Origin of the sequence: Paraburkholderia sp. BL9I2N2, from assembly GCF_004339745.1 — a bacterium.
Lineage (GTDB): Bacteria > Pseudomonadota > Gammaproteobacteria > Burkholderiales > Burkholderiaceae > Paraburkholderia.
In genome coordinates this window covers 1,536,109-1,550,185 of the sequence record NZ_SMGP01000001.1, presented here as the reverse complement: position 1 = coordinate 1,550,185, position 14,077 = coordinate 1,536,109, and the positions used below count along the sequence as shown (strand labels likewise).

Here is a 14,077-nt window from a genome sequence, read left to right as displayed (position 1 = left end):
ATAAATCAGTGAGCGAATGTCAGAGAGCTGATCAGTGAACCTGGGCGGCCAGCGTTCGGCGGCGCACGCGATAGTTCACGAACAGGTCGGCACCCAGCAGGCAGAACAGCAACAGCCCCTGGAACACGCCGGAAAGCGCCTGCGGCAGTTGCATCGAGGTCTGCACGGCTTCGCCGCCGAGATAGAGCAACGCCATCAGCAGGCTCGCGAGCACGATGCCGAGCGGATGCAGCCGCCCCACGAACACGACGATGATCGCTGTGAAGCCGTAACCCGGCGACCACGTGGCCTGCAACTGCCCGATCGGACCGGAGATCTCGCCCATGCCGGCGAGGCCCGCGAGGCCGCCGCTGATCAGCAGCGACGTCCAGATCGTCTTCTTGTCGGAGAAGCCGGCGTAGCGCGCGGCGAGCGGCGCGAGACCGCCGACGTTCATGCGGTAGCCCGCGAAGCTCTTGCGCATGAAAACCCACACGAGCGGAATCGCGATCAGCGTGACGAACACCGATGCGTTCAGACGCGTGCCGCGCAGCCATTTCCAGTGCCAGTCGCCGGAGAAGGTCGGATAGAGCGCGTCGCCGCTGAACATCTCCGAGAGTGGGAAGTTCATGCCCTGCGGATCGCGCCACGGGCCGCTCACCAGGTAGATCAGCAGTTGCGTGGCCACATACGTGAGCATCAGGCTGACGAGAATCTCGTTGGTGTTGAAGCGGCTTTTGAGCAGCGCCGGAATCGCCGCCCACGCCATGCCGCCCAGCACGCCGGCAATCATCATGGTCGGCAAAATCCACCAGCCGGTGGCCTGATCGAAATAGATCGCGACGCCGCTCGCGGCGATGCCGCCGAGCAGCATTTGCCCTTCGGCGCCGATGTTCCAGACGTTGGCGCGATAGCCGATGGCGAGACCCAAGCCGATCAGGCACAACGGCGATGCCTTCAGCAGCAGCTCGGACCAGCCGTTCACGCTGGACAGCGGCTCGATGAAAAACGCGTGCATGGCCTGCAGCGGATCGCGGCCGACGAGGCTGAAGATCAGAAAGCCGATCGCGAGCGTGAGCAACGCGGCGATCAGCGGCACGGCGAGCTGCATGGTGCGCGAGGGCGTCGTGCGTGCTTCGAGTCGATACGGAAGAATCATGGGTAGCGTGTGAGTGATATGGTTCTCGTTCTGATGCCGGGCGAGCTCACGCGTATTCGCGCGACAGACGCCCGCTCAGGCATGCGCCGGTTGTTCCGCCGAAGGCGCTGCGCCCTCGCGATCGCCGAACAGCCCCGCCATCCAGCGGCCGATTTCCTCGGCGTTGGTCGCTCCCGTGGCGCGTACCGGCGAGAGTCTGCCGCCTGCCAGCACCGCGATGCGATCGCAGATGTCGAACAACTCTTCTAACTCCTCCGAGATCACCAGAATCGCCACACCGCGCGCCGACAGATCGAGCAACTGCTGGCGAATGAACGCCGCCGCGCCGACGTCGACGCCCCACGTAGGCTGCGCGACCACCAGCACCTTGGGCGCCTGCAGAATCTCGCGGCCCATGATGTATTTCTGCAGATTGCCGCCCGACAGACTTTGCGCGAGCGCTTCCGAGCCGCCGCAGCGCACGTCGAAAGCGTCGATGCAGCGCTTCGCAAATGCGCGCATCGCGCCGGCCTTGATCCAGCCCGAACTCACCATCTGCTGACGATGCGCGGTGAGCAGCGCGTTTTCCGACAGCGTCATGGCCGGCACCGCGCCGCGGCCAAGACGCTCTTCCGGCACGAAGCCGAAGCCGAGCGCACGTCGGCCGCCTGCGCCGAGGCGTCCCGCCGCCTTGCCGCAAATCGTGACCGCGTCGGCACGCACGCCGCGCTTTTCGCCCGACAGCGCCGACAGCAGTTCCGCCTGTCCATTGCCCGAGACGCCCGCGATGCCGAAGATCTCGCCCGCATGCACGCCGAACGACACGTCACGCAGCGAGGTGCCGAACGGGTCGTCGCTTTCCACCGAGAGTTGCTTCACGTCGAGCAGCACCGCGCCCGGGTTGTGTTCGCGCCGCGTGTAATCCGGCAGCGAATGGCCGACCATCAATTGAGCGAGCGACGCGTGGGTTTCGCCCTTCGGCTTCACGTGACCGGTCACGCGGCCGCCGCGCATCACTGTCGCGGTGTCGCACAGTTCCTGGATTTCGTCGAGCTTGTGGCTGATGTAGAGAATGCTGCAGCCTTCGGCGGCGAGCCGCCGTAGCGTCTCGAACAGTTTGCGGACCGCTTGCGGCGTCAGCACCGAAGTCGGCTCATCCATGATCAGCAGACGCGGGTTCTGCAGCAGACAGCGGGACGATCTCGACGCGTTGCCGCTCGCCCACCGTCAGGCTATGCACGTGACGCTGCGGGTCGATGTCGAGCCCGTAGTCGGCCGAGACTTCGCGGATGCGCTTGGACAGCGTCTTCAGATCGAACGGTTCGTCGAGCGCGAGCGCGATGTTTTCGCCGACCGTGAGCGTCTCGAACAGCGAAAAATGCTGGAACACCATGCCGATGCCCAACTTGCGCGCCGCCGCCGGATTGGCGATCTCGACCGTCTGGCCTTCCCAGCGAATCTCGCCGGCGTCGGGCCGCACCGCGCCGTAGATGATTTTCATCAGCGTGCTTTTGCCGGCGCCATTTTCGCCGAGCACGGCATGGATCTCGCCCGGCGCGACGATCAACGTGACGTCGTCGTTGGCTCGCACGGCCGGGTATTGTTTGGTGATGCCTTGAAGCACCAACCGGGGCGCCGCCTGTTCCGGCCTGTCTGCCGGCTGCGCGGCGGCGCCGTCGCTATAAGAAGAGTCGCTCATGTGATTCCGTAGTACGTCAGTGACTGCCGGTAACAGCGCGTCCGTCCACCTTGCCGGCGGCCGATCCGTCACCACAACCGGATGACAATACCTAATTCGACCCAGTCAGTCGAGCCGCCAAAATTCCCCGCAAACCCGCGCCGCAGCGCGCTCTGCGGGTATCCCACTCTTGACGCGGCGTCTCGTTCATATTAAAAGTCATATACTCCCACGCCCGTTCGATCAGCCAGCACATATATTTCGGAGAAGTCATGAGTCAGCAACGCGAGGCGATCGATACTTATCTATTACGCGTCTTGCACACCCTCTTGATGGAACGCAGCGTCACGCGCGCGGCCGTCAAACTGAATCAATCGCAACCCGCCATCAGCGCGGCGCTGCGCCGTTTGCGCGACATCACCGGCGACCCGCTGCTGGTGCGCGGCAAATCCGGCATGGTGCCGACGGAATACGGCCTGCGCCTGCTTGAACCGGTGCAGAACGCGCTGCGCGAGATCGAACGCATCAAGTTCCAGCAGCACAACTTCGATCCGGCCACGTCCATCCGTTGCTACCGGATCGGCTGCCCGGACTATCTGAATGTGCTGTTCGTGCCGACGGTGGTCGAACGCTTTCGCCAGGCCGCGCCGAACGCGACGCTCGAGTTTCACTCGCTGGGACCGGCCTTCGACTACGAACTCGCGCTCGAGGACGGCAAGCTCGACATCGTGGTCGGCAACTGGCCGGAGCCGCCGGAGCAGTTGCACCTGTCGAACCTGTTCGTCGATCAGATCGTCTGCCTGATGAGCAACACGCATCCGTTCGCCAAACGCGGCGGCCTCACGCTCGACCAGTACCTGAATGCGCCGCATCTCGCGCCTACTCCTTATTCGGTGGGCCAGCGCGGCGCGATCGACGTGCACCTCGCGCGCGAGCGCTTAAAGCGTCATGTGGTCGTGACCTTGCCGTACTTCAATCTGGCGCCGTACGTGCTGATCAAGTCCGATCTGATCTTCACGACGACGCGTCTCTTTGCCGATTACTACGCCAAGTTCCTGCCGCTCACGGTCGTGCCCGCACCGCTCGATTTCCCGCCGATGCAGTACTACCAGTTGTGGCACGAGCGCGTGCATTACTCCGATGAAGTGCGCTGGTTGCGCAGCCTGGTTGCCGAAGCGACCAAGACGTTGATCGACAAGCCTTGAGTCTTTGCGTTTGTGGGTTATCGGCGGTTATGTGTCTCGTCGCCGATAACCTCACCCTCCCCGTTACGCCGCTGCTTCGTAAAGCGTCTTCGCCAACCGGTTGTGCTGCTCGATCACCGGTCCGAGTTCCAGCGTCGTCAACTGCCCGTCCTTCACGACCACCTTGCCGCCGATCACGCTGTAGCTCACTTGTGACGGCGCGCAGAACACGAGCGCCGCGACCGGGTCATGCAACGCGCCCGCGAAGAGCGGCTGACGCAAATCGAACGACACGAAATCCGCCGCCATGCCGGGTGCCAATGCGCCGATGTCGTCGCGATTGAGCACTTTCGCGCCACCGAGCGTCGCGATTTCCAATGCCTCGCGCGCGGTCATCGCATCCGGCCCGAAGCCGACTCGCTGCAACAGCAACGCCTGACGCACTTCGGCGATCATCTGCGCGCCGTCGTTCGACGCCGATCCGTCGACGCCCAAACCCACCGGCACGCCCGCCAGACGCATGCGCTTGACCGGCGCGATGCCCGACGCAAGCCGCATGTTCGAACACGGACAATGCGCAACGCCGGTGCCGGTGCGCGCGAACAGCTCGATGCCCGCGTCGTCGAGTTGCACACAGTGCGCATGCCACACGTCATGACCGACCCAGCCGAGGTCTTCCGCATACTCCGCCGGCGTCATACCGAACTTCTCGCGGCTATACGCGATGTCGTTGACGTTCTCCGCGAGGTGCGTATGCATCGACACGCCGTACCGCCGCGCCATGACCGCCGATTCACGCATCAGATCGCGGCTCACCGAGAACGGCGAGCATGGCGCGACCACCACGCGCAGCATCGCGTAACGGCCTTCGTCGTGGTATGTCTCGATCAGGCGCTGCGTATCCTTCAGAATGTCCGCTTCACGTTCGACCACCGAATCCGGCGGCAGGCCGCCGTCTTTCTGCCCCACGCTCATACTGCCGCGCGCCGCGTGAAAACGCATGCCGATCCGGCGCGCCGCCGCAATGCTGTCGTCGAGCCGGCTGCCGTTCGGATAGATGTACAAGTGATCGCTCGAAGTCGTGCAACCGGACAGCAACAGCTCGGCCATTGCCGTCAGCGTCGAGACTTCGATCATCTCCGGTGTGAGGTTCGCCCACACCTTGTAGAGGTTGGTCAGCCAGCCGAACAATTCGGCGTTCTGCGCGGCGGGAATCGCGCGCGTCAGGCTCTGATACATGTGGTGGTGCGTGTTCACGAGACCCGGAATCACCAGATGTCCACGCATGTCCAGCACTTCGTCGGCGGTTTGCGGCAGTTCCGCCGTCGGTCCGACCGCGACGATGCGGTTGTCCTCGATATACAGGCCGCCGTCGCGCAGTTCGCGCCGGGCGCCGTCCATCGTAACCAGCACGTCCGCGTGCTTCACCAGCATCGTTTTTTTGGGCTTATTCGTTTGATTAGCCGCTTGTTCCATCGTCATTCGTTTCTCCGCTTCATTGCTTCCGTGCAAAGCCGTTCGAACGCGATGTGCCGGCACGCCACCGTGCCGCCGCGTCCCGTCGAACGCCGTTGGCCCGGTTACCCAGCGTGTTTCCGCCGTCTTCGGGGTGCGTCGCGGCTGAATCGTCGTCGATTCGCGTTTGCTGCAACGCACAGACGTAACCTTCGACGGCCAAAATAATGCTGACAACTCACGCCAATGCGATACCCAACTTCACGCCGTCGATATAGTGGGCCTTTTTTGGCGCCGGTACGATCCGCCGGTAAGGCAAATGCGCTGTAATAGTCGAAGGAATCGAGTCGTTGCGGCTTTCAGCAGGCTGTCCGTCATGCGCCAGCTATTATCTTTCTTATCTCGCGCGCGCTGGACGGAACAACCTTTTTACAATGGCTGTCACGGCGCTCGCTTCAATTCGCCGACGGGTATGTAGCCACTGACGTGGAGCCTCGATCCGCCGCAAACGTGTCTGGATCGGGCTGCCGCCGAAACCTCGCATTCACATAAGGAAAATTGCGAATGGGAAAGCTCACTACCCATGTGCTCGACACCGCGAACGGCCGTCCCGGTGCGGGCATCAAGGTCGAACTCTTCGCGCTCTCAGGCGATACGCGCCGCGCGCTCAAAACCACTACCACCAATGACGACGGTCGTTGCGACCAGCCGCTGCTCGAAGGCGAGGCGCTAGTTGCGGGCGAATACGAACTCGTGTTCGGCGCCGGCGACTACTTCGCGTCGATCGGCACGAAGGTGCCGGAGCCGCGCTTCGTCGATCGCGTCGTGTTGCGCTTCGGCGTGGCCGATGCCAGTGCGCACTATCACGTGCCGCTACTGGTGTCGCCGTGGTCGTACAGCACGTATCGCGGCAGCTAGGAGACATCTGCCACGAGGTGCGGGAAAGGTGTTGGACAAAGCGAGGTCGAGTTCGCGCAGCATACCGGTCGCGCTCGATTGCATTGCGCAGATGCTCATGGAGACACATGCGAGCACCCGCGAAACGCAATCGAACGCATGCGGCTCGACCCGCTTCGCCCCATACGCGACCCAACCGACGAGCCAATAAAAAAACGGCGCTGTGCGAACTGAGCGCATCGCGTCTTCACCCCGCAGTCTGCGCAGTGACGTGCTGCTCGTGCTGCCCTGCCAATGACCCGTCAGCCGGGTTTTAGAAGGCACACAGCGTCATCGCGTGTACAACGAATCAGAAGTGGAGGAGTTTCATGGAAGGCTTTATCACAGACTGGTTGAATCTGGCGATTCGCTGGTTCCACGTCATCGCCGCGATTGCATGGATCGGCGAATCGTTTTATTTTGTCGCGCTCGACAACAGCCTGAAGCCGCCGATTGACCCGAACCAGCGCAAGCGCGGCGTGTTCGGCGAACTGTGGCACGTGCACGGCGGCGGCTTCTACAACATGCAGAAGTACACCGTCGCGCCGCCGGAAATGCCGGACGATCTGCACTGGTCGAAGTGGCCGTCGTACACCACGTGGCTGTCGGGCTTCGGTCTCTTCACCGTGCTGTATCTGTTCTCGCCGAGCACTTACCTGATCGACAAGAACGTGCTGGATATGGGCCCGGTGGTCGCGGTCGCGTCGGCGCTCGGCTTCCTCGCCGCCGGCTGGATCGTGTACGACTCGCTGTGCCGCATTCTCGGCAACAAGGACAAGGTGCTCGGTATCTGCGTCGGCGTGTACGTGCTGATCGCGGCGTGGCTCGCGTGCCATATCTTCGCGGGCCGCGCGGCTTACCTGATCATGGGCGCGATGCTGGCGACGATCATGTCGGCCAACGTGTTCTTCGTGATCATTCCGGGCCAGCGCAAGATGGTCGACGCGATGCTCAAGGGTGAAACGCCGAACCCGATCTACGGCAAGCGCGGCAAGCAACGCTCGGTGCACAACACGTATTTCACGCTGCCGGTGGTGTTCGCGATGCTGTCGAACCACTACGCGATGACCTACACGCATCCGTACAACTGGGCCGTGCTGCTGGTCATCATGCTGGCCGGCGCGCTGATCCGTCAGTTCTTCGTGATGCGTCACCGTGGCCAGGTGCTGTGGTATCTGCCGCTGGTTGGCATCGCGCTGATGTTCGCCGCCCTCTTCTGGACCATGCCGAAGCCGATCGTGCCGCAAGCGCAAGCGGCGAACGCGCCGACCGTCAAGGTGGCCGATATCGCACCGGTGCTGCAGCAGCGCTGCGTGGCTTGCCACTCCGCGCATCCGACGATGATGGGCAGCGCCCCGGCCGGCGTGCTGCTGGATACGCCGGATGAAATCTCGCAGAACGCGCAGCGGATCTATCAGCAAGCGGTGACGCTGAAGGCTATGCCGCTCGGCAACGTGACGCACATGACCGACGAGGAGCGGATGAAGATCGCCGCGTGGTTCGAAGGTGGAGCGGTGAAGTAATGACCGGGCCGGGCGCGTTGCCCGGCGTGGCGATGGATGAAGCAACAAACGGCGGGCCTTTCGCGCGAGCGGGAAGCCCGCTTTTCTTTGGGCGCGTCGGTGTCGGCTCATCAAAGGTGCGCTTTTAGTATTTTGTAGCCTGCGGGCTACAAAATACTAAAATTCGTTCAGAATGTAGCCCATGAGGCACAAATCTCATCAGCTGTTTTGTGCCTCATGGGCTACAATAACAAACGAATTCGTCAAAATTGGTGCCGCGGGGCTACAAATGACCAATCTCGCCGATGTATCGGACATGCTGAAGGCCGTGCGCCGCGAAAGCAACCTGTCGCAAGAGGAACTGGCGCACCGGGCGGGCGTCGCGCGCACCACCGTCGCGCGTATGGAAACGCTCGCCAAAAACGACATGAGCGTGTCCGTGCTCGTGCGCCTGCTCGAAGCGGCAGGCTACGACCTCAAGTTCGTCGCGCATGGACACGGGCGCACGCTCGAAGACATCCTCGCTGAACAACGCAATCCGGACGCGAACTCATGAGGCTCGACGTTCAGGTACTGGGCAAGAACGTCGCCACGCTATTTCGCGAGCGCGACGACTACGTCCTCAAATACAACCGCGACGCGAGCGCGGCGGACTTCGTCAGTCTGGCCATGCCGGTGCGTGAAGAGGCCTGGCGCTGGCCGCGCGACCTGCATCCGTTTTTCCGGCAAAACCTGCCGGAGGGTTATCTGCTGAATCTGATCCGCGAGCAATTCGGGCCGTTGCTCGACGGCACCGACCTGTCGTTGCTCGCCGTGGTCGGCGCCATGGGGATCGGCCGCGTCACCGTGACACCCGAAGGCGTCGCGCCGGGCACGGAACTGCAGGCGCTCGACGTGCAGGACATTCTGCACGGCGACAACACGGCCGAACATTTCGCGCAACTCGTGCGCGAATATGCGCGCGCGGCCATCTCGGGCGCCGTGCCGAAGTTCATCGCGCCTCAAGACGCGACGTCCAGCACGTCTACGCCGATGCCGCTCGGCAAACCGACCATCCGGACGAGCCGCCACATCGTCAAAGGCTCGGACGACAACACGCCGTTTCTCGGCTTCAACGAGTTCTATTCCATGCGCGTGCTGGAACGGCTCGGCGTCGCGCCGGTCGCGCGCACGCAGATGTCGGACGATGGCCGGGCGCTGATCGTCGAACGCTTCGACGTCGACGCACAAGGATTGCCGGCCTACGGCATCGAAGACATGTGCGGTCTATTGGGTTTGCCGCCACATGAAAAATACAACTCGACCAGCGAAAAAATGCTCAATGCCGCGCGAGCGTATCTGCTCGATCGCAACACCATGCGACAGCAACTGGAATATCTCGGCTGGCATTTGCTGACGAACTACGTCGTACGCAACGCGGACTGCCATACGAAGAATGTGGCGTTGTTCTATACGTCGGTCGACGATGTCGCGTTCACGCCCGTCTACGACATCGTCACGACGCAGGCATACCCACGCTACGCGGCCAATCCGCCGGGCTTGCCGATCGACGGCCGCAAAACCTGGGCGGCCGGTAAAACGATGGAGCGTTTTTTCAACACGCGCATGGGCATCGCGCCACGACAATACGCGCAGATGGTCGAGGCGCTGTGCGATTCGGCCGTCGCCGTCGGCCATGAGTTGATCGAAGCGGCGCGCAACGAGACGCAATGGCACACCGTCGCGAAGCACATGCTTCACGCGTGGGACGACGGCATGGCGTCCTTGCGTTCGCCGAAGAAGAGCCTGCAATTCAAAGGGCTCAAACCGGCTATCGAAGCCGCGGGTTTTTCCGCGCCTGAACCAGCGGAACGCGCGCGCGAGGTGATCGGGCATTCACCGCTTCTTGCCAAACGCAGCTAAACGCAGCTAAACGCGGAACGACGGCGTCGCGCTAACTTCGCGGTTCGCCGCCAAAACAAAAAACCCACAGCACTGATGCTGTGGGTTCTTTTTAAGTCAACCGGCTCGCTACGTCAAAGCGATAAAACTCAAACAGCCACCGCGCTCAACGCATCTTCCGTGAGCCACAACGACTCCGCGAGATCCTGCTCATTGAGGTTGAGGCCATCTCCGCCACGATCGACGACGATAAAGTCGCTCACGTCGCCCAACGCGATCAGCGGATGATGCCATACGCCCTTCCCATAGTTCACGCCCTGCCAGCCGCTCGTCACGAACGCGCGAATCTTCGACGCATCCAGCTCGCCCGCCGGCGCCACGACCACCAGATACGGCTTGTCGTTCAGTGGCACGAACGCCTGGCTGCCGAGCGGATGACGTTCGAGCATCTTCAGTTCGAACGGCAGCGTGCGCGGCTGCCCGCGAAACAGGTTCACGAGCGTGCGGCCGTTCTCGTCGTCGACATCCACTTTCGCGAGATCGTGATAGCGGATCGTCGTGCCGAGATTGATCGGAATCTGCTTCGCGCCTTCGAGTTCGATCACGTCGCCAAATGCGGCGAACGCTTCCTTCGTCAACGGTTCGATCGCGAGCGTTTTCATGATGCGAGCGTACCCCACAGACGCAGACGCGACACGCCGCCGTCCGGAATGATGTTAAAGCGCACGTGCGTCACCGGACCCAGCGCCGCGATTTCGCTTTCGAAATAGTGCTGGTTGTCCATCTTCAGCTTCTGTTCACCGAGCAGCACCGGCCAGAACATGGCTTGCGTAATCAGCGAACTGTCCGTGCCGCCCGTCACGTACGCGGCCTGAATCGAGCAGCGGTCCGGATAGTTGCCCTTGAAGTGCGCGGTATCGACTTCGATCTTCCTGATCACGCCCGGTTGCGCCAGCGCGACGATCGCCCAGTCGTTGCCCGGCTCGCGACGGCGGCGCGTTTCCCAGCCGTCGCCCATGTTCACGCCGCGGCCCGGCATCAGGATCGTCGACGCAGCGCCGAAGTGCTGGTTGTTCGCCGCGACCAGATACGCGCCGTTTTCCATCGCGGCGAGATCGAACTGCTCGGTGCGGCTCGCGCCGGCCCAGTCGACTTGCGGTTGACCATATACACGCAGACGCGCGATACCGCCGTCCGGATAGATGTGCACGCGCAGGTGCGTGTACGCATTCGCGTCGCTGACTTCGTGATAGTGGTGGCTATTGCCTTGCAACGTGGTCGACGGCACGATTTCGGTCCATTGCGTCGACTGGGTCGGCGCGCCGTCCACCACGCGCGCGGCTTCCACCGACGCCGCCGGCGGGAAGTTGCCCGTGAAGTGGCTGGTGTCGAGATCGAGGCCCTTGATCACGCCCGGACGCGCCAGCTTCACGACGCACCAGTCATAGCCGTTGGCGCGCTTGCGGCGCGTTTCCCAGCCGTCCATCCACTTGCCGTTGTCGTCGTATTTGCCCGGAATGAAGACGGCCGGCTCCGGATTCAGCATGCGTTCCTTCGGTGCGAAGAAATCGTCGCTGGCCTCGAGCGCCTGCGCGCCCAGGCGCGGGTCCGCCAGATTCACATAGCGGCGCGTGAATTCCGGTGCGTTGGGGTCGAGAATCGGGAGTGCCATCTTTGTCTTCCTTAGTGTTTGTCAGTGCTGAAAAAAACGTTTCGGTTCGAGTCCAGCGACGCGTGATAAGACCTTACGCGTCGATCAGGTCGTCGAGCCGGAAACGTGCGATGCGGTAGATCTGATCGAGGCTCGCGCGCAATTCGTCGGCGCGGCTATTGTTCACGCGCGCCTCGAAGTTCGCGATGATGCCGTGACGGTCATACCCGCGCACGGCCAGAATGAACGGAAAGCCGAACTTCTCGCGATATGCGGCGTTCAGCGCGAGCAGCCTATCGAATTCTTCCTGCGTACACTGCGCGAGGCCGGCGCCGCTCTGCTCGCGCGTGGATTCGGCCGTCAGTTCGCCGCGCACGGCAGCCTTGCCGGCGAGTTCCGGGTGGGCATTGATCAACGCCAGTTGCTTCTCTTCACCGGCCGTTTCGACGATGTTCGACATCTTGCGGTGCAACTCGTCGATGCTGGCGAAAGGCCGTTGCTGCGCGGCAATTTCCGCGACCCACGGCGAGTGCTCGAAAATGCCCGACAGCGCTGCCACGAACGCGTCGGTCGAGGTGCTGTTGAGTTGGTCCAGAGTGTATTGCATCGCCTTCATGCCGCAGCCCCGCGGTTGTTTTGTTGGTAAGGATGATGTTCGCGCCAGTGGCGCGCAATATCGACGCGTCGCGTCACCCACACGCGATCGTGCTGTTCGATATGGTCGAGAAAACGTTGCAGCGCGCGGAAGCGCCCAGGGCGCCCGAGCAGGCGGCAGTGCATGCCGATGGACAGCATCTTCGGCGCTTCGTCGCCTTCTTCGTAGAGCACGTCGAATGCGTCGCGCAGGTACGTGAAGAAGTGGTCCGCCGTGTTGAAGCCTTGCGGGCTCGCAAAGCGCATGTCGTTGGTGTCGAGCGTGTACGGCACGATCAGTTGCGGCACTTTCGCGCCACCGGTGACGTCGACGTCCATCCAGAACGGCAGATCGTCGCCGTAGTAATCCGAGTCGTACAGGAAACCGCCGTATTCAGCGACGAGGCGCCGCGTATTGGGACTGTCGCGGCCGGTGTACCAGCCGAGCGGACGCTCGCCCGTCACGCGCTCGATCGCTTCCATGCCGAGGCGCATGTGTTCCGCTTCTTTCTCCGGCGCCATGTCCTGATAGTGAATCCAGCGATAGCCGTGGCAAGCAATCTCATGACCGAGTTCGACGAAGGCACGCGCCAGTTCCGGATGCCGTTCGACCGCCATGCCGACGCCGAACACCGTGAGCGGCAGCTTGCGCTTTTCGAATTCGCGCAGGATACGCCAGACGCCCGCGCGCGAGCCGTACTCGTAGATCGACTCCATGCTCATGTGGCGCCCCGGAAAAGCCGCGGCGCCGACGATTTCCGACAGAAATTGCTCCGAGCCGGGATCGCCGTGCAACACGCAGTTTTCACCGCCCTCTTCGTAGTTCAGGACGAATTGCACTGCGACACGCGCTCGACCCGGCCAGTTTGCCTGCACCGGGTGGCGGCCGTAGCCGATCAGATCGCGTGGGTAGTTCGGGTCGAGTGGCATGGTTTGACGAATGCGTGGTGACGGTACGTAAAATTCGCGTGGAACTCACGTGGCATGCACGTGAGGTTGGCGTGAGCTTGCGTGCTGAGTGCAAATGGCTCACGCGGGCGTGGCTGGAAAAACACCAGAAGCCGTACCGAAAGCAGCAGAAAAAAGCCTTTCAGGCGGCCCGCGCCGAGTTGGACCAGTGTAGCGAAAACACCCGGGTGCGCCCATACACCCGGGCAGATAGTGCATGTCAGACTGAATGTATGTGCGGCCCAGATTCTGTAGTGTTTACCCGCAATAAATCGGCCGTTCCTGCGGTTTGCGGCGCATTTGCGGCGGAAATGACAGCAGAACTTCGCGGCGTGAGCGGATTCGGATCGGTGTCGGTCGGGCTGAAAGATGCCAGCGCGCCGTCGTAGCGCTTGGCCAGCGGCCGGGCGTAATCGCCGCGTTTGGCCGTCGAAAGACGCAGCGCGACCAGCGCCTCGGTCCACTTGACAGCGGCCGTCACGCCCTCGATCACCGGCGCGCCGAGCGCGTCTTCGATCTCCGCGCACAACTCGGCCATGCCCGCGCAGCCGAGCACGATGGCGTCCGAACCGTCTTCCGCAAGCGCGCGCCGGCATTCGTCGAGGATGATGCGACGCGCCGCCGAGCCAGGCTTGTCGAGATCGAGCACGGCGACGTCGGTGGCGCGCACGTTGCGGCAAAACCGTTTCATGCCGTAGCGCTCGGCGAGGTGCCACGCCATACCGCACGTGCGCGCCAGCGTGGTCACCACCGAGAAGCCCGGCGCCAGCACGCTGGCCGCGTGCATCGCTGCTTCGGCAATGCCGATCACCGGGCCGCGCGCCAGCTCACGCGCGGCGTACAGACCGGGATCGCCGAAGCAGGCGATCACGTAGCCGTCGCAACCTTCGCGCTCGCCGGCGGCGACTTCGGCGAGCAGGCCCGGCGTCGCAAGCGCTTCGTCGTAATAGCCTTCGATCGACGGCGGCCCCATGGTCGGATTCACCGCGATGATTTCAGTGCCCGGCGCGGCGACTTCGCGCGCGCAGCGGCCCATCGCTTCCGTCATGCGTTGGGTCGTATTCGGGTTGATCAGTTTGATGCGCATATCGA

The 14,077-nt window shown here is 62.8% G+C and carries 12 protein-coding genes and 1 pseudogene; 5 read left to right on the top strand and 8 right to left on the bottom strand.

Going from position 1 to position 14,077, the window contains the following annotated elements; all coding sequences use genetic code 11:
- Positions 1-31: 31 nt before the first annotated feature.
- Together B0G74_RS07330 and B0G74_RS07325 are read right to left on the bottom strand one after the other, a co-directional pair.
- Positions 32-1,138, bottom strand: coding sequence for an ABC transporter permease (locus B0G74_RS07330; RefSeq protein ID WP_132374181.1), 1,107 nt, complete (start codon positions 1,136-1,138; stop codon positions 32-34).
- Between the two features lie 75 nt (positions 1,139-1,213).
- Positions 1,214-2,816: pseudogene (locus B0G74_RS07325) on the bottom strand (ABC transporter ATP-binding protein).
- 251 nt (positions 2,817-3,067) lie between these two features.
- Here B0G74_RS07325 and B0G74_RS07320 point away from each other — a divergent pair.
- Positions 3,068-4,000 carry a LysR substrate-binding domain-containing protein gene (locus B0G74_RS07320; RefSeq protein ID WP_074764203.1) on the top strand — a complete coding sequence of 311 codons (933 nt, stop codon included), beginning with the start codon at positions 3,068-3,070 and terminating at the stop codon, positions 3,998-4,000.
- Positions 4,001-4,063: 63 nt separating this feature from the next.
- Here B0G74_RS07320 and B0G74_RS07315 read toward each other — a convergent pair whose 3' ends face one another.
- Positions 4,064-5,461 carry an 8-oxoguanine deaminase gene (locus B0G74_RS07315; protein WP_132374180.1) on the bottom strand — a complete coding sequence of 466 codons (1,398 nt, stop codon included), beginning with the start codon at positions 5,459-5,461 and terminating at the stop codon, positions 4,064-4,066.
- Between the two features lie 537 nt (positions 5,462-5,998).
- Between B0G74_RS07315 and uraH the strand changes: the two genes are divergently transcribed.
- From uraH to B0G74_RS07295, 4 genes are all read left to right on the top strand, one after another.
- On the top strand, positions 5,999-6,352 hold the full coding sequence (uraH, locus tag B0G74_RS07310; RefSeq protein ID WP_132374179.1) for a hydroxyisourate hydrolase: 354 nt from the start codon (positions 5,999-6,001) through the stop codon (positions 6,350-6,352).
- Between the two features lie 347 nt (positions 6,353-6,699).
- On the top strand, positions 6,700-7,893 hold the full coding sequence (locus B0G74_RS07305; RefSeq protein ID WP_132374178.1) for a urate hydroxylase PuuD: 1,194 nt from the start codon (positions 6,700-6,702) through the stop codon (positions 7,891-7,893).
- Positions 7,894-8,161: 268 nt separating this feature from the next.
- Positions 8,162-8,428, top strand: a complete 267-nt coding sequence (locus tag B0G74_RS07300; RefSeq protein WP_011488637.1) for a helix-turn-helix transcriptional regulator — start codon at positions 8,162-8,164, stop codon at positions 8,426-8,428.
- Positions 8,425-9,774 carry a type II toxin-antitoxin system HipA family toxin gene (locus B0G74_RS07295; RefSeq protein ID WP_132374177.1) on the top strand — a complete coding sequence of 450 codons (1,350 nt, stop codon included), beginning with the start codon at positions 8,425-8,427 and terminating at the stop codon, positions 9,772-9,774. The genes B0G74_RS07300 and B0G74_RS07295 overlap by 4 nt, the downstream gene beginning before the upstream one ends.
- Positions 9,775-9,902: 128 nt before the next feature.
- Here B0G74_RS07295 and B0G74_RS07290 read toward each other — a convergent pair whose 3' ends face one another.
- The 5 genes from B0G74_RS07290 to B0G74_RS07270 all read right to left on the bottom strand — a co-directional run bounded on the left by B0G74_RS07290 (position 9,903) and on the right by B0G74_RS07270 (position 14,072).
- Entirely contained in the window at positions 9,903-10,415 is a 513-nt protein-coding gene (locus B0G74_RS07290; RefSeq protein WP_132374176.1) for an ureidoglycolate lyase, read from the bottom strand.
- Entirely contained in the window at positions 10,412-11,425 is a 1,014-nt protein-coding gene (gene alc, locus B0G74_RS07285) for an allantoicase (RefSeq protein WP_132374175.1), read from the bottom strand. The genes B0G74_RS07290 and alc overlap by 4 nt, the downstream gene beginning before the upstream one ends.
- Positions 11,426-11,498: 73 nt before the next feature.
- Positions 11,499-12,020 carry a 2-oxo-4-hydroxy-4-carboxy-5-ureidoimidazoline decarboxylase gene (uraD, locus tag B0G74_RS07280; protein WP_132374174.1) on the bottom strand — a complete coding sequence of 174 codons (522 nt, stop codon included), beginning with the start codon at positions 12,018-12,020 and terminating at the stop codon, positions 11,499-11,501.
- On the bottom strand, positions 12,017-12,967 hold the full coding sequence (gene puuE / locus B0G74_RS07275) for an allantoinase PuuE (protein WP_132374173.1): 951 nt from the start codon (positions 12,965-12,967) through the stop codon (positions 12,017-12,019). Before puuE ends, uraD begins: the two co-directional genes overlap by 4 nt.
- A 238-nt stretch (positions 12,968-13,205) precedes the next feature.
- Positions 13,206-14,072, bottom strand: a complete 867-nt coding sequence (locus B0G74_RS07270) for an aspartate/glutamate racemase family protein (RefSeq protein WP_132374172.1) — start codon at positions 14,070-14,072, stop codon at positions 13,206-13,208.
- Positions 14,073-14,077: the final 5 nt, after the last annotated feature.